This is a genomic window from Alteromonas sp. KC3, from assembly GCF_016756315.1.
Taxonomy (GTDB): Bacteria; Pseudomonadota; Gammaproteobacteria; order Enterobacterales; family Alteromonadaceae; genus Alteromonas.
This window is the reverse complement of the sequence record NZ_AP024235.1, coordinates 2,782,362-2,803,192: the sequence shown is the minus strand read 5'-3', so window position 1 is coordinate 2,803,192 and position 20,831 is coordinate 2,782,362. Positions and strand designations below refer to the sequence as shown.

General features: G+C 44.4%; 18 protein-coding genes and 1 pseudogene. 3 read left to right on the top strand and 16 right to left on the bottom strand.

Translation table 11 applies throughout. The features are described 5' to 3' along the window. Positions 1-3 precede the first annotated feature (3 nt). Complete coding sequence (locus JN178_RS12540; protein ID WP_202261864.1) at positions 4-936, bottom strand: LysR family transcriptional regulator; 933 nt, start codon at positions 934-936, stop codon at positions 4-6. A gap of 99 nt (positions 937-1,035) precedes the next feature. On the opposite strand from JN178_RS12540, the gene JN178_RS12535 reads away from it, so the two are divergent. Next, the gene (locus JN178_RS12535; RefSeq protein ID WP_202261863.1) at positions 1,036-2,049 is read left to right on the top strand and encodes a zinc-binding alcohol dehydrogenase family protein; all 1,014 of its coding nucleotides are present in this window, start codon (positions 1,036-1,038) and stop codon (positions 2,047-2,049) included. A gap of 32 nt (positions 2,050-2,081) precedes the next feature. On the opposite strand, the gene JN178_RS12530 is transcribed toward JN178_RS12535, so the two are convergent. From JN178_RS12530 to JN178_RS12515, 4 genes are all read right to left on the bottom strand, one after another. Beyond that, the gene (locus tag JN178_RS12530; protein WP_202261862.1) at positions 2,082-3,053 is read right to left on the bottom strand and encodes a tetratricopeptide repeat protein; all 972 of its coding nucleotides are present in this window, start codon (positions 3,051-3,053) and stop codon (positions 2,082-2,084) included. A 4-nt stretch (positions 3,054-3,057) separates the two neighbouring features. Next, complete coding sequence (locus JN178_RS12525; protein ID WP_232369562.1) at positions 3,058-3,765, bottom strand: phage tail protein; 708 nt, start codon at positions 3,763-3,765, stop codon at positions 3,058-3,060. 11 nt (positions 3,766-3,776) lie between these two features. After that, a complete protein-coding gene (locus tag JN178_RS12520) occupies positions 3,777-4,595 on the bottom strand; it encodes a hypothetical protein (protein ID WP_202261861.1) in 819 nt (272 codons plus the stop codon). Positions 4,596-4,760: 165 nt separating this feature from the next. Next, positions 4,761-4,949: an oxidoreductase-like domain-containing protein gene (locus tag JN178_RS12515; protein WP_202261860.1), complete on the bottom strand. Its 189-nt coding sequence runs from the start codon at positions 4,947-4,949 to the stop codon at positions 4,761-4,763. 158 nt (positions 4,950-5,107) lie between these two features. Between JN178_RS12515 and JN178_RS12510 the strand changes: the two genes are divergently transcribed. Then, positions 5,108-5,896 (top strand): hypothetical protein, encoded by a 789-nt coding sequence (locus JN178_RS12510; RefSeq protein ID WP_202261859.1) that lies wholly within the window; start codon positions 5,108-5,110, stop codon positions 5,894-5,896. Here JN178_RS12510 and JN178_RS12505 read toward each other — a convergent pair. The 5 genes from JN178_RS12505 to JN178_RS12485 all read right to left on the bottom strand — a co-directional run bounded on the left by JN178_RS12505 (position 5,877) and on the right by JN178_RS12485 (position 12,295). Next, positions 5,877-7,190 (bottom strand): sensor histidine kinase, encoded by a 1,314-nt coding sequence (locus JN178_RS12505; RefSeq protein WP_202261858.1) that lies wholly within the window; start codon positions 7,188-7,190, stop codon positions 5,877-5,879. The two genes, JN178_RS12510 and JN178_RS12505, sit on opposite strands and share 20 nt — an antisense overlap. Positions 7,191-7,206: 16 nt before the next feature. Then, positions 7,207-7,911: a response regulator transcription factor gene (locus JN178_RS12500; protein WP_202261857.1), complete on the bottom strand. Its 705-nt coding sequence runs from the start codon at positions 7,909-7,911 to the stop codon at positions 7,207-7,209. Positions 7,912-7,922: 11 nt separating this feature from the next. Continuing rightward, a complete protein-coding gene (locus JN178_RS12495) occupies positions 7,923-9,056 on the bottom strand; it encodes a type 1 glutamine amidotransferase domain-containing protein (protein ID WP_202261856.1) in 1,134 nt (377 codons plus the stop codon). A gap of 67 nt (positions 9,057-9,123) precedes the next feature. Beyond that, a complete protein-coding gene (locus JN178_RS12490; RefSeq protein WP_202261855.1) occupies positions 9,124-11,604 on the bottom strand; it encodes an ABC transporter permease in 2,481 nt (826 codons plus the stop codon). Beyond that, positions 11,597-12,295 (bottom strand): ABC transporter ATP-binding protein, encoded by a 699-nt coding sequence (locus JN178_RS12485; protein WP_202261854.1) that lies wholly within the window; start codon positions 12,293-12,295, stop codon positions 11,597-11,599. Before JN178_RS12485 ends, JN178_RS12490 begins: the two co-directional genes overlap by 8 nt. Before the next feature lie 144 nt (positions 12,296-12,439). Between JN178_RS12485 and JN178_RS12480 the strand changes: the two genes are divergently transcribed. Beyond that, complete coding sequence (locus JN178_RS12480) at positions 12,440-13,678, top strand: aspartyl protease family protein (protein WP_202261853.1); 1,239 nt, start codon at positions 12,440-12,442, stop codon at positions 13,676-13,678. A gap of 80 nt (positions 13,679-13,758) precedes the next feature. Here JN178_RS12480 and JN178_RS12475 read toward each other — a convergent pair whose 3' ends face one another. From JN178_RS12475 to JN178_RS12455, 6 genes and pseudogenes are all read right to left on the bottom strand, one after another. Next, positions 13,759-15,528 carry a flotillin family protein gene (locus JN178_RS12475; RefSeq protein ID WP_202261852.1) on the bottom strand — a complete coding sequence of 590 codons (1,770 nt, stop codon included), beginning with the start codon at positions 15,526-15,528 and terminating at the stop codon, positions 13,759-13,761. Between the two features lie 19 nt (positions 15,529-15,547). Continuing rightward, positions 15,548-16,162 (bottom strand): OB-fold-containig protein, encoded by a 615-nt coding sequence (locus JN178_RS12470; protein ID WP_202261851.1) that lies wholly within the window; start codon positions 16,160-16,162, stop codon positions 15,548-15,550. Positions 16,163-16,395: 233 nt separating this feature from the next. Beyond that, positions 16,396-17,133 carry a hypothetical protein gene (locus JN178_RS12465; protein WP_232369561.1) on the bottom strand — a complete coding sequence of 246 codons (738 nt, stop codon included), beginning with the start codon at positions 17,131-17,133 and terminating at the stop codon, positions 16,396-16,398. A gap of 91 nt (positions 17,134-17,224) precedes the next feature. Further along, positions 17,225-18,691, bottom strand: a complete 1,467-nt coding sequence (locus tag JN178_RS12460) for an alkaline phosphatase (protein ID WP_442859705.1) — start codon at positions 18,689-18,691, stop codon at positions 17,225-17,227. Positions 18,692-18,937: 246 nt separating this feature from the next. Beyond that, a pseudogene (locus tag JN178_RS20330) lies at positions 18,938-19,144 on the bottom strand (alkaline phosphatase); the annotation flags it as partial. Positions 19,145-19,157: 13 nt separating this feature from the next. Next, a complete protein-coding gene (locus tag JN178_RS12455) occupies positions 19,158-20,741 on the bottom strand; it encodes an alkaline phosphatase (protein WP_202261849.1) in 1,584 nt (527 codons plus the stop codon). Between the last annotated feature and the right edge of the window lie 90 nt (positions 20,742-20,831).

The following is a 20,831-nucleotide window of genomic DNA, read 5'->3' as shown; positions in this document are numbered from 1 at the left end:
GGCTCATATTTGCTTTTCGTTGATAATGCCTTGTGTCACCAATGACGAAAGGAGCATCTCACAGCGTGTTTTTAGCATATCTCGCAACAAACGCACTGCGGGTGTAATAGATTGGCGGCTTGGGCAAATTAGCCATAGTTGGGTGGGTTTTGGCGTGTAATCAGGCAAAAATGTTACTAACCGGCCATTTAAAATATCGTCACATGTATCCAGACTGGACTTTACCGCCACACCTTTACCTGCAACTGCCCACTTTCGCACAACTTCACCGTCATTGGCGGTGCGGTTTCCCTGCATCTTAATTTTCAGCTGTTTCTCTTGATGTAAGAACTCCCATTCTTTGTACACTTTATCGTGCAATTGATAAAAAAGCCCATTGCAGTCGCGCAGTTCATCGATGTTTGACGGCGTGCCGTTATTTGCCAAAAAAGACGGGGAGGCCACCAGTAAACGAGGAACTTCGCAAATTTTGAAGCCGTATACGCTGGCGTCGTCGGGCGATCCATAGCGCAAGGCTAGGTCGATAGGGTCACGATAAAAGTCTACATTGCTGTCACTAAAGTGAAGCTTCACGCTCACCTTTTCATGTTCTTCCATAAACGAGTCCAGCCATGGAACGATTATGTTTCTTCCTAAGTCAGACGATAATCCCAGACGCAATTCACCTTCTATTTCCCCTGTTTCACCTTTAAGGTGATGTTGAGCGTTGACTAATAACCCCATTGCTTCTTCACAAACAGGAATAAAGCGTTCACCCGCCGCAGACAAACGTAATGAACGTGTAGTTCTCACAAATAATTCTGCCCCTAGGTGCTGTTCCACGCGCTTAATGGCAGCACTCGCAGTAGCACTGCGCATATTTAAGTGAGTAGCCGCTGCGGTAATATTGCGAAACTCCGCTACCTTTAAAACAACATTAAAATCGTCTAGTAACATGATTTTCAAATTTAAGTTGATAATGTTTCTTTGATTGTGCTGTTTATCTCAAATTAATCAAGCGTATGATAGCGATAACGTTGAAGAGGAGAGCTAAAAATGAAAGCTGTTGGATATACCCAGTCACTAGCAATTAATGAGAATGATGCACTAATTGATGTAGATATTGAAAAGCCGTCTGCATCCGGACGCGACTTATTGGTGAAAGTAAACGCGATTGCGGTTAATCCAGTAGATTATAAAATTCGTCAGCGCGTCAATCCTGAAGCGGGCACTCCCAAGATACTAGGGTGGGACGCTGTTGGAGAAGTTGTTGAGATAGGTGCTGATGTCTCTGAGTTCGCTGTCGGTGATCGAGTGTATTATGCAGGAGATCTCACACGCCAAGGTACGAATGCTGAATACCAGTTGGTGGACGAGCGCATTGTAGGACATGCGCCTAAAACTCTGTCAGATAGCGAAGCTGCAGCCCTACCTTTAACAACTATTACGGCGTATGAATTATTGTTTGACCATTTGGCGCTAGTACAACAGCAAGAAAAAAGTGACGAAGTGGTTTTGGTCGTTGGGGCTGCTGGTGGCGTTGGTTCAATAATGCTTCAGCTACTAAAAACGCTAACAGGGGCAACAGTTATCGCGACAGCCTCTCGCCAAAGTTCAAAAGACTGGGTGGTCTCATTAGGTGCTGATTACGTTGTTGATCACAGCAAACCGATGGCGCAGCAAATTGAAGCACTCAACATTGGGCAAGTTACCCACGTAGCTAGCTTAAATAACACGGGGGCCTACGTTGAAGCCTTTGTTGAAGTCATGAAGCCTAAAGGTAAACTTGCCCTAATTGATGATCCTGAGTCTTTAGATGTGAGCAAACTCAAGCAGAAGAGTTTATCGTTACACTGGGAGTTCATGTTTACACGCTCGATGTTTGAAACAGACGATATAGTTGAACAAAGTCACTTGCTAAATCACGTTGCTAATCTAATTGATGAAGGCAAAGTGAAAACCACAGTGGGAAAACACCTGGGCAAGATAAATGCGGCTAATTTGAAAAAAGCCCACCAAATATTGGAAGAGGGTAGTGCTATTGGCAAGCTAGTGCTTGAAGGCTTTTAAGTTAATAGCGCGGACAGAATACAACTACTGTGCTAGTGCTTTTTGGCCTTAGCATTATGATGGTTTTGGACGTGTGTGGAAACTAAAATATCAAGCTCCTCTTTCCAGTGAGGAGGAGTTTCATTGATAATATATGAACGGATAGCAGCTTCATCGTTTTTATCAGGTAAATCAAGCGCTGCCGATGCGTTAATCCAGAGATATGACTTTGCAAGAAAGCGTTCATTTTCTTGTTGGCTCGTGGTGTACAATTCCCAGTATAGTGCTGCTAAGGGTAGATAGGCTTCGCCCAGTCCCTGTGCGGCCGCTATTTCATACCAATAAGCAGCTTGCTTAACGTCTTGTTGTACACCATCACCCTCATCAAACATCTTGGCTATATAAAGTGCAGCAGTGGGTTGTTTGTCAGGAGACGCAAGCTGGAACAGTTTGATTGCAAGAATAGGGTTTCTATCTACAATTTCGTCGCTGTAATAAAGTTCCCCAAGAAAAAGAGCGGCTTCTATACTGCCTTTTTCAGCTGATATTCTGCAAAGATCCAATCCTTGTTCAATGTCTTTCCTGCTGTCTTTGCTATTTTCAATAAGCAGTTTACCCGCTGAACAAGCAGACTCGTAAATACCGTTTTGAAAAGCCATTTGATACCAATACAACGCGACGTCACCATCACTTGGTGCAGTAATGCCTTCATTTAAACAATCTGCATATTTCTGCATTGCCAATGGCATATTATTTTTGGCTGCCCGCTCATACCACAAACACGCATTTGCTTGGTTGCGTTTGCGAGACCAGCCTAAATCGTGGTGTAGCGCCAAATTAAATTGCGCTAAGCCATTCCCTTTGTTTGCAGGTTCGCGCATTAACTCGTAAGCACGTACGTATTCACCTTTGCTCTGCAATTCGATAGCCTTAAGCAAAGGTGCAGCCCAATCTTCTGTTTTCGCATTTACTGACGTACTGGGCAAAATTGCCCAGTAAGCCATTAATAAAAATACAATACGCATACCGTTAGCTTCGAGAAGGGAATATTCCCTGTGTAGCAACTAGCCAATTCATACCTAAATAGGGGCTGCGTATATTAAATGGAACCGACCCGCCCGCTGGCAACACCGTGGTAGTCGCATTGCTGCTTACTGATACTTGCACATCTAACACGATAGCATCGGCACTCATATCGACGTTAGGCGTTCCTGAATTATATATATTTTCTCTTCTCGGGCTGTTCGCGAGTACACTCCCTGTTGGTACGTTGGTATCTGCATTTGCCGCCAGCGCTCGCAATGTGGCGGAACTGGCTGACGAGTCAACATTGTTCACAATTGTTGTAGACGCTGCGTGATTATGAGAAGGCATTTCTAAAACGCTGAGAGTATGAGTTGTAGACCCACCACGCTGTCCTAGTCTAATGGTATCCAGACCAGGACCCGTTCCTTGTCCTATGGGAGATCGGCCGCGTAGGTCAGGGAGCGCAAATGTTGTTCTTCCATCGCCGCCATAGGTGGTACCGAACAACGAAAACAGAGCGGTGTTTTGACTTATAGGGAGTAATTGCCCTTGGGCAGAAGCATAACCTCTAATTGTAAAATTACCACCGAATAGGCAAAGCGTTCCCAAGTATACATCGGTTGAGCATGCGCTAGCGGTAGTGGGAAGTAACATTGAGCTTAACGCTAAACTTGAGATAGCAACTAATTGACGTTTATTTGGCTGTTTCATTTCTTATTCCTTTATCTTTTTTGTCTTACAGCGAAGTACATCATTACTAAAATCAAGACGGTTAATGTTGGGGGGGCCGGCACTTTGTTCACCGGGGGAGTGAGATTCTCGGTACCGACAACTCGAATAAATGCAGATGTATCAGCAGAAAATGAGCCGCTTCCATCAAAATCTATTCCTTCGAGTTTAATCTCTGTGGTGAATGAGTTACTGCTGTTTGCTGCAAGAATAAAGTTGAATAAGAAAGTACCAGAATCGCTTAGCGTCGCGCCTTGCGTTGGGAGTCCGCTTCCATTTTTTTCGTCACCAAAAAGCGTGTCAGATGTCAAATCAGAAAAGAACAACTCATTGTTGAGTTCATCCTCAAGTATTATCTCAGCATCAGCATAAGCGTCAGCACCGCTTGCAGAGGTTGTATTAGTAAAAACAAGCTCAAAGAATATTTGAAAGCTATCTGTCAACGACGTATTTGTCATAGAAAACAGAAAATCAAAAAAGAAACCTTCAGTGCTGCCGCCTGCGCTTCCTGATATAGAAGCGTCTGCGCCTACACCATCATTAGTGTTGAGCATAAGCCCACCTAACGGATTCGCGCCGGTAACCGTCAAGCCACTTACTGTAGTAATGCTGGAACTGCCACCCAAAACGCTCTCTAGTGTTGCAGTTTGTGATGCATTACCTGATGCGGAGACTGAGTCAACGCCAAAAGAGACGTTTCCAGTTACTTCCAAATCGCTAGGGATCAGCGCTGCAGAAGCGTGGAATGATACAAAAGTTATTAATAGGATTGCGAATGAAACTGTGCTGACGTACTTCGTTTGGTCCTTCATGATGTACTCTTGTTGTTTATTTTGATTGGTTAATTTTTAAGCATCTACTGCGCCAAGTTAAATAAACGCCTAAAAAACAAGAGTATAAAAATTTGCAATATTTATGTTGGAGGAATGTGTAAATTTTGTTGACGTTTTTTGGGCAATCAATGTGCTCTAAACTTATTACTTGCCAGTTTTGTTTTCTCGTTTCTCTTCTATTGCTTTTTTGGCTTCTCGCCACTTTGCCAGTTTTTCATAATATACATCCCAAATGCATGGACAACATGAACCGCCTCCACAGCAATCGTCTCGCAATGGCTTCTCTGGCTCTGGAGGGAGTGCTTGGCCTTCTTGGGTTGTGGTATTAGTCATGTCATCAATGTCAGTCTATTACTTCAAGCAAATACTAACCAGTGAGGGGGCACTATTCAAATAGTTCACGTGTATGGCGTTTATAGTGCTATTTCACGGGTGTTTCACATACGCCCAGCTATCGTGCCTTCTATCGTTAATCAATACGGTCTACACCCTTGAGAATACCTTTTTTTCACTCGCCATTTTCTACCCGTGTAATAGGATTGGCGCTACTTGCTCCTTGTAACGCACTGGGTGTCGACGAGGTGACCAAAAGCGAGTTTTCACCTTTGCCTGATAATTACAAAAAGGCGATAGCAGAGGCTATTACCAACTTTGAAAATACACCGATTAACCAATGGGCATATCGCGTGACGCGCTACGAAAATGAGGAAGGCAAAGTAACGAGCAGCGTAGAAGCGTACTCGCCAAATGAGATGGGCTCTGCTCAATGGACGTTACTGCAAAAAAATAAACAAGTGCCAAGTCAGAAAGCGCTAAAGGCATTTGAAAAACAAAAACAAAAACAAAAGCAAAACACAAATATTGCATTGAAACTCAGCGAGCTCATTAAATTAGATAGCCTTTTAATGTCGTCTGCCAGTGAAAGTGAGGTATTGGCAAATTTTGATGTGAATTTTGAAAAGCTCGGTGAAGATGCGTCAAAGCTTCTAAATGGGCAGCTCACTTATAATGTCACCAATAAGTTTATCAAGAAGATAACTATTACTAATACGGAGAGCTTCTCACCAGTGTTTGCTGCGACCATTAACACACTGAAGGTTGATATGACATTTTTTAAAAATGGCGAAGCGATACTGCCTGAAAGCATCACTATGACCATGCAAGGGCGCTTTGCTGTATTTAGTGAGATTAACGAGGTGTCTTCTGATACGTATTCTCACTTTCGCTATGTCGGCAGTACGTCAGATTCACACAAAGGTCTTAATGAAAGCGCAAAGTGATTTCTGTGCCAGCAGTATCAGAAGGGCTGCAAACGGTCAGCGCAAGGCCTTGATGTTCACAAAGTCGTTTTACAATCGATAAACCAAAGCCAAGCCCTGTACTTTGTTCGCCCTTCACGCCCCGTTGGGTAACCAAATGAGCGATATCTTGTTGAATTCCCGGGCCAGTATCTTTGATATAAAGAGTACCGTTTTTTACCGTAAACAGCACACTACCTTGAAGCGTGTATTTGAACGCGTTACTCACAATGTTATCAAGAATAACTTTTAGCACATTGGGCTCTGCAGTTACGTCAGTGTTACAACTGTCATTAATTTCTACTTCGACAGGTTTATGTTCAAGTAGCAAGCGGTTATCTAATATCGATTGTTCTAAAAGTGGCATTAGTTTCACAGAAGTGCTGCTAGATGGAGTGTGCTCCTCACGCGCTAACATCAGAAGGGTTTCTACAGTTCTTTCCATCTGCTCAGCGGCATTGGCAATGCGCTCGAGCACCTGCTCATTGTGAACAGTTTTATTGCTGCTTTGCTTCAATTGAGCCACTTCTACAGCATTTTTAATAACCGCGAGGGGCGTTCTTAACTCGTGACTCACATCTCGAGTAAAACTTTGTTCACGCTCCATCGCCATTGCAATGCGTTTTAGCGTTCTATCAAAAGCGCGAGCCAATATGCCAACCTCGTTGTTGGGGTAGTGGTTTACATCGGTATAGGAAGAACGCTGTTCAGCAAACTGTGTTGATAGTGTGGTGATATCTACGCCATCTACTGCGCTTGCCAGTTCATTAAGTGGACGCGTGGTGCGACGCCCGATTAGCCAAGCGATCAAACAGGCAATCACGGTTACTGTCGCAGCGCTTATCACTAGAAACTGAATGACGCCACCACGTATTGGGCGTACAAGTAATTGTTTGCTTACTTCGGCAACAAGATATGTACCGGGGTGATCATTAAAGCGATACAAATGATAGTGACGTCCATTTTGACCAAAGAATTCTTTCCTTTGAGGCTCTTCAATTGCAAGGGCTCTAATGTCGTCAGGAAGGTCGCTTTCAGAAAACACCAGTTGCATGTCAGGTGTTCTTGGTGAAGGCCACTGACCCGTGGTGCCAAATTGTGCGTTTAGATAGTCAGCTTCTTGTGCCACGCCTCGTTCAATGAAGCTATCCTCTATCGTATACATCAAAGACAGCGTAATAAGACCGTAAATAGATGAAATGATGAGCGTGAACAAGCAAAAGCGCCAAATAATACGACGGCTTAAGCTGTGAAATTTACGTTTAGCGAGTTTCATAAGTACTGATCACCCCTTACACTGCGTTGTTATCATCAACGGACAAAGCAAAGCCTGCACCAAATACGGTTTTAATTAAGGGCGAGGAAAAGGGTTTATCGACCACATTGCGCAACTGGTAGATGTGAGAACGCAACGCATCAGATTCGGTAGGTTCATCACCCCACAGTTGCTGTGTTAACTGGGAACGACTTACCACTTGTGGATGGGCTTCGGCTAAAATTTGTAAGATCCTAAATCCCATTGAACTTAATGATAGAGACTGCCCATCACGACTCGCAGTTTTGCTTTTACGGTCAATGGTTAGCGGCCCAAGTTCAATTTTATCGGTAGTTTGAAGTAAGTGGCGTTTTGATAATGCAATACAACGTACTTCAAGCTCTTGTAACGAGAATGGCTTAGTAAGGTAGTCGTCTGTCCCAACGTGAAACCCTGACACTTTGTCATCAATACTGTCACGAGCGGTAAGCATTAGAATTGGAACATGGCGTTCAGACTTTTCACGAATTGTTTGGCAAACATTCAGTCCGTCCATGCTAGGCAGGTTTAAATCAAGGATGACAACGTCATAGTAGGCATTGAGTGCTAAATCGAGCCCTTGGTCGCCACGTACCGCAAAATCAAGTACATGCCCTTTGTGCTCCATGTATTGTGCAATGTTTTTTGCAATACTGACTTCGTCTTCTATTAACAGTATGTGCAAGCCTTTAGACATTGTCATCTGAGATTTCCTTATTGCGAAATTGTCGCTAACAATTGCTGCGCAGGCTCAAAATCTGGATGCTGCTTAAGCGTTTGCGCCAACGTTTGCCTACTTGCCATAGTATCACCCAGTTGATATTGAGTTTTAGCAATTTGCACATCTAACGCAGGATTATTAATTGCCTCTTGTGCGAGTAACATTAGGGCCAGGGCTTGGCGTTGCTTGTGCTCGGTAGGGGCAAGCTGAAGATAGTAATAGCCGTACATTCCCACAAGGGCCATATGGTGCGTTTCCGGTGACGTGGTAATGTGTTGTAGCGCAGCGTCGTCACCATCAAGGTAAGCAGCAATTTGCGCAAGGGTGCGGTCATCCTTATACACGGTAGTTGGCTTTACTTTGATATTAAGCGCCTCAAGCATGGCATTCGCCACGCCTATGGTAGACGAAGGATTTTGTCCAGTCACCAGGTTGCCATCTACGGCAACATGTTCAAGCATAATATCCGAGGACTGAAATTTTGCGCCATTGGCAATGAGTTTATCTTCAAGCATGAAATCGAATTGCGGTGCCCACTTTTTACCAAATAGTTGTTCTTCATCATTAGTAAAGCCGTTTATGGTTTTGCCTGCAATAAGGTATTCACCGTTAGACAGCTTTACGTTTACCAGCGCAGCTGGCCCGTGACAAACTGCCGCTACCACACCTTGTTTTTCGTAGATGCTTGCAATGAGGTTTTGCAGTGGCTCATTGTAGGGAAGGTCGAACATAGCACCTTTGCCACCCACGACAAAAATACCTGAGTATTGCGCTGCGCTATGGTCACTAAGGTCACGAAGGGCTAGCGTGTTATTGAGCTTGCGCATAATTGCGTCATCAGCCAATACTTCACGATTATACGCTTTGTTCGGGTCGTATTGGTCGGCCTCAACAGCGCCACCATTTGGGCTGGCTATATCCACCATTATGCCGTTAGCTCTGAATACCAAAAAAGCCTTGGCAAATTCATCAAACTCAAATCCGGGCTTCTCTTTGCCCTGAGCTTGTCCATAGCCGCTGACAACCATCAATATACGAGTCTGCGCATCACTACTCGACGCTAAAGCCGATGATACTGCGCTACACAAAAACACAATCGAAAAAATTCGAGTTAATATACGTTGCATAAAGTGTCTCCTTTAAAATTACATGGTCACTTTATGCAACTCAACGTGAAACGAATGTGAAATGGTACTAATCGGTAAGTAACTCTCGAATTGTGCTTGAAAGACTGCGCTTACTTGCAAGGTAGCCTATAAGTACAACGGTTAAAACGATTATACAAAGCGTTGTAGCTAGCCAGCCAAAATCGGGTTGATAAGTCATAGAAAACTGCGACTGATAAATGAGGACTCCCGCCAACCACGTACCGAACATAGCGCCGAAAGCTGCAATGGAGCCAGTTATTACCCACTCTATAAGATTAAGCGTAAGGCATAACCTTCGCGGTAAGCCAAAGCTCATGATCACACTATTTTTCTTGCGTTCTCTTTGTTCATAGGTAAGCACTGAAGACACAATAACGATACAGGCCAAACATACAATAATAAGCGCAAAACCGCTGATGATTTTTGTCACAAGGGCAAGGGTGTCATCAAAACGCTGGGTCATTTCTCGAATTGAAATCATACGTAGTGAAGGGTGTTGTTTGTACAATATGCCGAGCGAAGCTAAGTTAGCTTCGCTCACTTCTAGGCTCGCCATAACGTAGTGAGGAGCCACAATGTGTGACATAGCTGACGCAGGCATTTGCACCCAAAACGTCATAGAGCCGGCCCCTGGAATGTAGGCATGACTTGCGGCGATGGTAAATTCAACTGCCCGCCCTGCAATAGCAAATGTGAGTACGTCACCGATGTTAAGTCCAAGATCTGTTAATACCTCCTGCTCAACAGAGACTTGTTGCCACTGCTGTGCGTCATCGCTCCACCACTGGCCGCTGATAACCTTATTGTTTGCAGGTAGGTTGTCTGTCCAATGTAGCCGTATTGCTTGTTTGAAGGTTGCTAAGCTCTCGCTTGGTCTGGTTGCAAAATCGTCTAGGCGCTGTTGGTTAATGCGAGTTAGTGTGGCGTATACAAAAGGCTTTCGTTGACGTAGTTGCGCGTCATGCGCGTTTGCCCATTGCATTACAGAATCCATCTGTTTTTCGTTCGCTTGCGAAATCACTAAGTTGCCATCGAACTGGCGGTTATATGAGTGCATCGTATTGCCAAGGTCACGCAGCAACATCAACGTAAACAACAGCAAAAATGCGCACAATCCCACACCCATAATTTGTGTAGATTTGCTAACCAACCGTTTTCTCATCATGAATGTCGTGAAGGGAATAAGACCTGAATATCGTTTTGTGATTACTTCGCCTAGTGCGAGGCTTAACCAGCTGACAATTGCGATAAGGAAAATACAGCTCGCCATAGAACCTAATACCATAGTGGTTAATAGGCCGTTGTCTGAGTATGAAAACGCAACAAAGGTAATGGCAACGAGAGTACACAGAACACCTAAAAAACTGCGCTTTTTAGTGGGAAGATTAAAAACAAGTTGTCTAACAGAGGCGTGTTTTAACGATAGCCAAACGGGTAGCTGAAATAATGCTACAAGTAACGCACAGCCTATAAAGGAAAAAACGGTTGTTGCGATATTAGGCTTCCAGAGTAAAGACGGCAACGAATCAGAGAGCCAACTTACCAACGCCCAATGACTCCACGTAGCGACAATTAACACTACTGGAAACAATAGAAGTAGGTGAAGTACCCACTTAACCAAAGATATATAAAAGCCTTGTGCTCGCGAAGCGCCTACGCTCATGCACACGGCAGCGAAGAATTGCTCTTTTTTTATTTGAAGGCGAGATATTTGAAAGATAGCGATAGACGCCATAAACAGTAATAGCACCGATGCTAAGCCTATGAAATTCTCGGTGCGTTGCCAAAAAAGGGCTAATGGATGCACGCCATTACGATGGCGTAACTGAGCACTTAATAAGGTGCTATTTTGATATGCGACAATACGTTTAAGCTGTGCATCGTTGGCATTCATCTGATAGCGATACTCAATATTGTCATCACTGAACCCCAGTTTATTAAAGTCGTCTTTGTGAAGTAGCGCACGCATATCCACATTGTGATCCTCTAAAAGTCTGTCGGGCTCATGCTGCACTATATGTGAAACGACTAACGACAACCGGCTGATGGATAAGCGTTCTCCAACGTCAACGCCTAGACTTGAAGCTAGACGAGAGTCAATCCATAGGGTTCCAGGCGTTGGAGGTGAAAGCGAAGGATAGGGGGCTTGAGCCAAAGCGTCAGATACTTGTAATTGCCCCTTAAGTGGATAGCTATTACCTACTGCTTTAAGCGTTACTGACTGCCAGCGCTCTTTATAGGTTAACGTTGTCTTTATACTTTGGGTGAAAATGAACGCATTGCTCTGTGCTTTCAACTGTTCAATGTGTGAATCTGGCAGTGCACCAAACGTTGATATGACTGCATCTGCACCAAGTAAGTTAGCCATGTTGAGTGACAAATGGTTTTGCACTGATTCACTGGCTAAGGTTAGGGTGATAATAAACACCATCATTATTGCTTGGGTCATCTGTAGCAAACGGTAATGCGATGATGCGATATCGTCTAAAAATAGGCGCCATGCTAGAGGAAAAGTGAGTTTACGCACAATGCTCTCCTTGTATTAAAGGATTTTTCCATGAGCATTTGCCTTCATTAAACTGCAGTTGATGCATAGCCTTATCGGCTAACTGCCCACTGTGCGTTACCAATATCAAGCTTGCGCCATTGTCTTTACAACACGCAAAGAGTAGATCTGCGATTTCCTTTGCACTTTGTGAGTCTAAGTTTCCTGTAGGCTCGTCAGCAAAAATAAATTTAGGCGAGAATGCTAACGCTCGCGCTATTGCAACACGCTGTTGCTCGCCACCACTCAGTTGAGAAGGCTTGTGAGTCGATCTGTGTGCTAGTCCTACTTTTTCCAGCCATTGTTTAGCAATGTCGGTTGCCGCTTTATTGCCTCTAAGTTTAAGCGGAAGGGCCACGTTTGTAAGCGCATCAAGTTCAGGAAGTAGGTGAAATTGTTGAAAAATAAAGCCAATTTCTGAACGCAGTTCATTTATGGAGTAGGTCTTGGTTTCACTGCAGCCTACCACGCTTCCTTTGGTAGGTGTCTCAAGTCCTGAAGCCAGCATCAACAAACTTGACTTTCCTGAACCTGATGGGCCAGTGATGGCATACGACTCGCCTTGTCGGATGCACAGATTTATATTTTTAAACAGAACAATGTTTCGCGATTCGGCGCGAAACGATTGTGAAACGTCTCGCAGTTCAATCCATGAGTTGTTGTGCTTTGACATAATATCTACCCCAATCAATTTTGACGTTAGGGTAAACGGGTAAGCGTGAAATGGATGTGAAAGCACACATACTGGCATTTCACATTTGCTTCACAGCTAAATTGGTAGCGTTAGGGCACGGTAACGAAATAAATGGTTATTATCATGTTCAATAAAACTAAACGCTCTATAGTGTGTATCGCACTGCTATGTTCCAGTCTCTCTGGCTGCCATGTTTTTAACTCACTTCGAATGATGCAGATTAACGACGATGTTGAACCTGTTTACACTGCACAGTCAAAAATTACGCTAGATGCAGAATATGCGGGGGAAAAACCTTACGTCTATGCAACTGTTAATGGAGAGAAGCTATTATTCTTGTTAGATACAGGCGCGCGCTTTCTTATCTTAATGGACACCCCAAAAGTTCAGCAGCTCAATTTGCCTCGCGGATTTGACCTGGCGCTTACTGGATGGGGCGAAGAAGGCAATAGTCAAGCTTATCAAACGGATATTGAGCGCATCGATTTAGGTGGGGTGTATTTCGATAATATGAAAGCGGCTATGATCCCCGTATCCCAGACACATTATTATCTGCGAGAGGATGAAGCCATTTACGATGGCGTGATAGGACACGATATGATGCGTCATTTCACATGGGAATTTGACGCAAACGCAAATACTATTGTGTTGTCACAAAACGCTTACCAGCCCAGTGAAAAGGCGACTCGATTAGACATGAGCAGCTTTTTAAATAAGATCTCTGTAGATGGCGAGCTTGCATTTAATGACACTGTGAGGGTAAACGAGCCCTTCATCATTGATACTGGCAGCCGTCACTATGTAAAACTTAGTACCGCCTATGTTGAGTCTAATGACATCAGTATTACTTCAAGGCGCGTGCGAGCCGCTGATTTTGGCTTAAGTGGTAAGGTAGAACACGATAGAGTAACGTTACCGCAACTAGCGCTTGGCAATATCAAGATAGATAACGTTAAGGTGAATCTTATTCCAAGCGATGATGAAGATGACTGGTGGGTATTAGGTAATGCGCTAATGAACCAATTTAAAACAGTTATTGATTACAACAACAACGCGTTTTACTTAGAGCCACAAAAGCCATTTGTTACCGACTACAATTTACTGGGGTTAGAGTTACGAAAAATACGCAGTGGCGATTTTGTAGTGCGCTACGTGTTCCCAAATTTACCTGCTAGTGAAACTGATTTGCTGGTGGGGGACATCGTAACCCATATTGATGAGAAAGCGGCTGCTTCAATTTCGCTTAGTGACTACAACGACCTTGCGTCGATGTCTGGTGCGCATCAGGTGTGTATTTCGCGCGATAGCGCTTGCTTTACTATTCAAGCTACATCTATTGCTGGTTACTCCACTGAGCATTAGTTGAATGTATACCCGCGCCTTAACCAAATAAGAAAGCCCCTACAAAAGGGGCTTTCTTGGTTTCCTACTATGCGTTTTAGTTACTCGGCAGGAGCCTCATCTTTTGATGAATTGCCGTTTAAGTGCATAGGTTCTGTGCTTACTGGCTTAGGAGCAACATTGGTGGTGCGAGTAATAATGTCACTCTTGCCGGTAACCAAGTCTTCCAATGTACCGTTTTCTGCATCAACCAAACCTACTTCGCGAAGCATGGAGTCAACTAAAGGCGCATTTGCGCGGTAGTTGAGGGCCGCTTGCGTAACTTGGTCAGCAAGTCCCGTTCCAGCACTTGCAACGCTGTGCTCACCGTTAGCTGAGCCGCCAGTGCCATAGCCTTGCAGAATCTTGATACCTTCAATGTTTTCGATAGGTTTAACCGCTTGGGCCACAAGTTCAGGCAATACTTTAAGCATTGCCAATGCTTTTTGTAGCTCAATTTGCTCATTCTTAAGCGTATTTTCGGCTTCGTATAGCGCCTGTTTACCTTGTGCTTCAACGGCTAATACTTTTTCATCAGCTTCTGCTTGTAGCATTTTTGCATCAGCAGATGCTTTTGCTTCGGTCAAAATGGCCGCTGCAGAGTTTTCTGCCGCTTCTTTCTTCGCCTGTGCTTCAACTGTAATACCTACCGCTTCACGCTCAGCTTCTTTGCGGGCATCAATAACTTCAATTTGTTTTCTACGCTCTGCTTCTGCCACCGAGCGCGCTGTTTTAACCGCTTCTTCCTTTTCTACTTTTTGCTTTTCGGCATCAGCCGCTTTGGCGCGTGCAGCAGACTCTTCTTCTGACTTAACGGCAACGGCAATTTGTTTCACCTGTTCAGATACTTCAACTTCTTGCTGTTGGCGTATACGTGCTTGTTCTAGGGCCTGACGCTTCGCAATTTCTTGAGTTTCAATTTCACGAGATTTCTCGATTTCTGCCGCTTCGATAGCGCGGTTTTTCGCTATTTCAGCTTCGCGCTCTTCACGCTCTTTCATTTCACGCTGTTTCGCAATTTCTGCTTTCTGCTCTTGGCGCTTAAATGCCAACACTTGTTCTTGCGTTAGGCGAGCTTCTTCTTCATCACGTTTCACTTCAAGCGACTGCTTTTCTGCAGCAAGATTACGTTGTTCAATAAGAATACGGTTTTCTTGTTGAATATCGTTGGTTTCTTTGCGCTTTTCTTCAATAATTTTAGCAAGACGGGCACGACCCTCTGCGTCGAATGCGTTGTTTTCATTGAAAAATTGTAGGTCTGTTTGGTCAAATCCAGTCAAGCTTACTGATTCAAGCTCCAAGCCATTCTTTTCCAAATCGTTAGCGACACTTTGTTGTACTTTTTGCACAAAATCAGCACGCTGTTCGTGCATTTCTGTCATGCTCATTTCTGCTGCTACTGCGCGTAGAACGTCAACAAACTTCGACTCCATCAGTTTTTTAACTTCTTCTGCACGTGTAGTCCGAGTACCTAACGTTTGAGCGGCCATCGAAATACCATTGGTATTAGGCGCTACGCGCAGGTAAAAGTCCGCTTTTACATCAACGCGCATTCTGTCTTTGGTAATAAGCGCATCTTTTTGAATTTTCTCAACTTCAATACGCAAGGTATTCATGTTAACCGGAATAATTTCATGCACTACTGGCAGTACAAGTGCACCGCCATCTTTAATGACTTTCTCGCCGCCTAAACCCGTTCTTACAAAGGCAGTTTCCTTTGTTGCGCGTTTGTACAATTTGGCAAAAATAAGCCCAATAACAATAAGGCCTATTACAATGGCACCGGCAATAAAGAGTATTGACGGCAAGCTAGATGTTTGAAGAGTATCCATACTTTTATCTCTTTTTAGGTTATTGGTAGCGCGTTGCTAACCAGCTTCGTTCATTTTTTTGAACAAGAATGACACGCTCGCCTTGTGCAAAGAGCTCTTTTTCTTCAAAAGGTTCAACAAGCACAAAATGAGGCTGTGAATAGTTATCTGTAAATTTTGCTTCTGCGGGGTTTCCTCGTGAAGCACGGCCAATAGTGATCTCGGCAACCGCGCCAACAAATTCGTCACTGCTAATTGCGCTCGATTCGATAGAAGGGAGGATGTGAGCAATAACTAATACGGTTTTTGATGTCACTAACAAGCTCAACACCAAAGATACTGGAACAGAAATAAACCCCGGTAACGCGGAGGATATGAGTAGTGACGTTACGCCATTTAGAATGAAGCCTACAAGGCTGAATAAGGTTAACAGTACAATTAACCACACCAGAAAAGGAACGCGATTTATGTTCAGCCAACTTGCGAATTCAGAGCCCAGTACACTGTCGCTATCCATTTCGCCTAAATCGTCGCCCATACCTAATAAGCTTATGCCAAAGAGCATACTGACAAGCTCGAGAAACAGGACGATAAGCACTGCACACAGCGCAATACTGAACCAAAAGTTAGCGGGGGAAAGAAGGATATCTGTCATTTACACCGTCCGTGATGTGCAACATTGAAGCTCTTTTATACCACAGACAGATATTTTAGCCAGTGATAAACTTTAGAACTTTAGCATTGTATTCGCGCACATCTTACCAACTGTTTAGCCTACAAAAATAAAAAGCAGCAAGATTAAATGCTGCTTAATATTTAGGTTTGTACGTACAGGTTCTTGTATGCAAACACTGCATTTACTAAGTTAATTTAACCGCTCACAATAAATCAATGAGTATGTGCTTCGCCGATAGCATGGCCATCCGTGTCGTAGTAGCCACTAGCTCCCGCTTCAATAAAGCCTTGGTTTACCATATTTGTTAAAAATGGATCGGTGTGATCATCGCCAATGTCGGCATAGTCAGTTGACTGGTATGCGTCTCTTTTGGCAAAAAACGCAGCAGCATCGATGTTGTAATCCACTGTTTCTAATGACCACGTTCGCGTGCTGCGCTGCGAGGCTACCGAAAAGTGCTTAATCAATTTTTGATGAGGTAACCATGAGAGTGAATATACCGTTTGCCCTTGTTCAAGGGTATAGTGTTGTACTGTGTTACAGCCTTTTTCGTCTGTTTTGGTTAGCGTCATTTTTTCTATAAGGGTGTCGCTAATAAGCTGGTAGCGGTACGAAAAGTCATTTTCTCGCACACCGTGAATGGTTTCACCGCTTTGATATTCGATGGCACGCTCGTGTGCATCAAAGAAGCGGGTTGGTTTTATTAACTTGTTGCGCACGAGTGTCCAAGACTCTGTAATTTTTGTCGCGGGGTACTCGTGTGCTACCTTGTTGTCATTACGCCACAGCTTCATGCTTGTTGTGCGAGGGAACTTATTCACTTGCTCAAAGTTAATGTTGTAAGTCGCCATGAGATTTTTCATGTCGTTTTCACAAGACAATGATGTTGCGTTAGCAAATAATAGTGTTTGAATGGTTAAAAGCGCCAATGAAACGATAAGTGCTTTCATAGATTACTCCAAGGGAAAGGGGCAATTGGTATTGCCCCTTGGTCTTACTGTTGTGCGGCCTACTTACCGCTAAAACACGTAATGAATGTGTTTATTCCATTGCTTCTTCAGCTTTTGATACAAAGTCGCCGGCAAAATCCATGACATGGAAAATAACACTTTGCTCGTTCGTACCATTCACTAGGAATGCGCCAGGGCCTTTCGCATAAATACCAACGTCTTCACCCGAGTGGGTTTCAGAACCTAGTGGTATAAGTGCTTCTTGGTGATAACCTGGTGTAGTGGTATCGACATCGGTGATGTCTTTACGACCAGTATCAGGGCCATCAAGATACGAGGCGTCAGAGTTGGTAACATCACCTAGGTTTCTAAAGCCCAAACCATTGGTATAACCCAACGTTGTATAAGGAGTACCGTCTGCCGCCGTCGCTGCTTCATCTGCACCTACGTTAACGACTTTACCCAAAATTGGGTTACCGCGCTTAGGGTAGCCTGCGATAGTAAATACGTGACCGTGGTCAGCAGTAACAATAATCAGCGTATCTTCATCATTGGTGAGTGCGTCTGCCGCAGCAATTGCTTCAGCAAAAGCAATGGTATCGTGCAGCGCACCGTAGGCGTTACCGGCATGGTGTGCGTGATCAATACGTCCAGACTCAACCATCAAGAAGAAGCCTTCATCGTTGTTATCAAGGATGTTTATAGCAGCACTTGTCATCTCTGCAATTGAAGGTTCACCTGCAATGTCGTTCTCACGATCTGCAGCGTATTGCATGTGAGATTCGTTAAACAAAGCGAATACCCGTTCTGTGGTTTCTGTATCAATACCATCAAAACCACTTTGGTCGTAAACATAAACACCATTGGTGTACATTGCTTGCCACTCTGCCGTAAGGTCACGTCCATCAGTACGATCACCTTCAACAGTGCTTGCTGCATCAGGGCTATTAAATGCGGCATCTTTGGGTAAGAAGTGACGACGTCCACCACCCATAACAACTTCGATTCCATCTACATCAAGGCCTTCAAAGTTTGCTTCTAGATTCGCTTCAAAATTAACAAGCTGGTCTGCGATATCGGTGCAACCCGCAGTAACCGCAGCTTCCGGCATATCTGAAACGTCTTCCCAGTTGCGATCGGCCGATTTCGCATAGGTTGCCGCAGGCGTTGCATGAGTGATACGTGCAGTTGAAATTATCCCAGTTGATTTGCCCGCGATTTCAGCCAATTCAAGTGCAGTTACCAACTCATTACCTGCAACCGTGCTGCAATCGCCACGTTCAATATCTTCATCTACACCGATAACGCCTACATCGGTTTTGATACCACTCATCATCGCGGTCATCGTGCCAGCAGAGTCAGGTGTTTGCGCATCAACGTTGTAGGTTTTTGATAGTCCAGAGAATGGGAAGCGGTCAAAACTAAGTTGGTTTTCTTCACCCGCCAGACCTTTCATTTGACCATCTAAAATGCGTGCGGCAGTAACGGTTGAAACACCCATGCCGTCACCCACGAAAAGAATAACGTTTTTCGCTGTACCGCGAAGGTTTTCAACCATTGCGTTTAGTTCTTGTTGTGAACTTACCGTTGCTACCTCAACGTTTGACGAAGCCGATGCGCTACCTGAGGTTGCATTCATCCAAACTTGCTTATTGTTTTCAACTTCAGTTTGCGCCGCCACGAACCAATCGTTGTTCAAGCTGGTCAGTAGTTCACTGCTACTCACGCTGCTTACGCCCGGTACACATACATAGCTTGTTGCAGTGATTTCCGCTTCTGCCAATGTACCATCGCTATCTGAATCAACACCAGAATCAATGCGAAGACCGCTGTTAGGGCAGTTGGCATCGCCAACAGCAAGTTCAGTTTGTACAGTTAGACTGGTTAAGCCGTTTGTACCGTCAACACCATTTTGGCCATCTACGCCATCTTTACCGTCATCGCCTTCAAGAAAGCAACCAGAAAGACCCGCTACCGCAACTGCAATTACACTTAATTTAAATACATTCATTGTTCTTCTCCACTTACTCGTTCACAAGGCCAAGCGCTTGATTAATTAAGTGGAAAACAACATTTTGCTCTACCACGCCTTGCGCAAGTTGGCTGCCAGGTCCTGTAGCATGTAACGCTATATCTTCACCCGAGTGGGTTTCTGAACTTAGCGGAATAAGTGCTTCTTGGTGATATCCTGGTGCGGTTGTATCAACATTTGTTAAATCTACGCGTCCCGCTGCGTTGTCTAAACCATAGGTAACGTCTGAATTCGTTTCGTCGCCAAAATCACGAAAGCCCAAACCATTGGTGTAACCTAGTGTTGTATAAGGTGTGCCATCAGATGCAGTAGCAGGTTCTTCTGAGCCTACATTCACCACTTTGCCTAAAATGGGGTTACCACGTTTTGGATAGCCAGCGATAGTGAATACGTGACCGTGGTCGGCGGTAACAAGAATTAAGGTTTCTGATGGATCTGTGTTTTCTACCGCAGCCATTACTGCTTGTTCAAACGCTAGGGTATCGGTAAGTGCACCGGCAGCATTACCAGCGTGGTGCGCATGGTCAATACGGCCAGATTCAACCATAAGGAAAAAACCGTTTTCGTTGTTATCAAGAATGTTGATAGCGGCTTCGGTCATTTCGGCTACTGACGGTTCACCAGCAATGTCATTAGCGCGGTCAGCTTCGTATTGCATGTGAGATTCGTTAAACAAACCAAAAACACGCTCTGTGGTTTCAGTGTCAATTGCATCGAAACCGGCTTGGTCGTAGATATACACGCCGTTTTCGTACATGTCTTGCCATTCAGCTGTGAGGTCGCGAGAGTCGGTACGATCGCCTTCTACATCGCTTTGTGCATCTGGACTGTTAAATGCTTCGTCTTTAGGAAGGAAGTGACGACGGCCTCCACCCATTACGACTTCTATGCCATCTACATCTACGCCTGTGTAACGCTGTTCAAGGTAGCTTTCAAAGTTCACTAGCTGGTCAGCAATATCTTTACAGCCGCCAGTTACTGCTTCTTCAGGCATGTCTGAAACATCTTCCCAGTTACGGTCGGCTGATTTTGCGTAAGTTGCAGCAGGTGTTGCGTGAGTTATACGTGCTGTAGAAACAACTCCCGTTGACAAGCCTTTAATTTCAGCAAGCTCTAGAGCTGTAATAACTTCGTTACCCGCAACGGTTGCGCAATTCCCGCGCTCAATGTCTTCATCAACACCAATTACGCCTACGTCAGTCTTAAGACCAGACATCATCGCAGTCATTGTGCCCGCTGAGTCTGGTGTTTGCGCATCTACGTTATAGGTTTTTACCAGAGCAGTGTGAGGGAAAGTTTCGAAGCTCAAGTAACCTTCTTCACCAGGGTTACCCGCAAGCTGACCTTTGTGAATTCGCGCTGAAGTAAGGGTTGAGATCCCCATACCATCACCGACAAAAAGAATAACGTTTTTGGCTTTAAATTTATTATTGGTTGCTAATTTCTGCGTAATTTTTGTTTGCGCGTCTGTGAACCAAGCGCTATTGGTTTGATGCTCGGGTAACACTGAGGCTTGCAGCCCAGCTGATACCGCAAAAGCAACTGCGGTGCATGCCACTTTCCAGTTACGATTCATGATTGTTTCCTACACGTTTTTATTAAAATCGGATATGGGTATGTCTAGACGTAGGTTTCTAGCTAAGTGCATTCGTTATCCGTGAAGCCT

Bases quoted from the DNA above. Each gene is read 5' to 3' on its own strand.
- JN178_RS12515 (WP_202261860.1), bottom strand. From the start codon at position 4,949: ATGACTAATACCACAACCCAAGAAGGCCAAGCACTCCCTCCAGAGCCA.
- JN178_RS12500 (WP_202261857.1), bottom strand. From the start codon at position 7,911: ATGACAATGTCTAAAGGCTTGCACATACTGTTAATAGAAGACGAAGTC.
- JN178_RS12505 (WP_202261858.1), bottom strand. From the start codon at position 7,190: ATGAAACTCGCTAAACGTAAATTTCACAGCTTAAGCCGTCGTATTATT.
- JN178_RS12465 (WP_232369561.1), bottom strand. From the start codon at position 17,133: ATGAAAGCACTTATCGTTTCATTGGCGCTTTTAACCATTCAAACACTA.
- JN178_RS12475 (WP_202261852.1), bottom strand. From the start codon at position 15,528: ATGGATACTCTTCAAACATCTAGCTTGCCGTCAATACTCTTTATTGCC.
- JN178_RS12535 (WP_202261863.1), top strand. From the start codon at position 1,036: ATGAAAGCTGTTGGATATACCCAGTCACTAGCAATTAATGAGAATGAT.
- JN178_RS12470 (WP_202261851.1), bottom strand. From the start codon at position 16,162: ATGACAGATATCCTTCTTTCCCCCGCTAACTTTTGGTTCAGTATTGCG.
- JN178_RS12480 (WP_202261853.1), top strand. From the start codon at position 12,440: ATGTTCAATAAAACTAAACGCTCTATAGTGTGTATCGCACTGCTATGT.
- JN178_RS12520 (WP_202261861.1), bottom strand. From the start codon at position 4,595: ATGAAGGACCAAACGAAGTACGTCAGCACAGTTTCATTCGCAATCCTA.
- JN178_RS12495 (WP_202261856.1), bottom strand. From the start codon at position 9,056: ATGCAACGTATATTAACTCGAATTTTTTCGATTGTGTTTTTGTGTAGC.
- JN178_RS12455 (WP_202261849.1), bottom strand. From the start codon at position 20,741: ATGAATCGTAACTGGAAAGTGGCATGCACCGCAGTTGCTTTTGCGGTA.
- JN178_RS12540 (WP_202261864.1), bottom strand. From the start codon at position 936: ATGTTACTAGACGATTTTAATGTTGTTTTAAAGGTAGCGGAGTTTCGC.
- JN178_RS12525 (WP_232369562.1), bottom strand. From the start codon at position 3,765: ATGAAACAGCCAAATAAACGTCAATTAGTTGCTATCTCAAGTTTAGCG.
- JN178_RS12460 (WP_442859705.1), bottom strand. From the start codon at position 18,691: ATGGTTGAAAACCTTCGCGGTACAGCGAAAAACGTTATTCTTTTCGTG.
- JN178_RS12485 (WP_202261854.1), bottom strand. From the start codon at position 12,295: ATGTCAAAGCACAACAACTCATGGATTGAACTGCGAGACGTTTCACAA.
- JN178_RS12530 (WP_202261862.1), bottom strand. From the start codon at position 3,053: ATGCGTATTGTATTTTTATTAATGGCTTACTGGGCAATTTTGCCCAGT.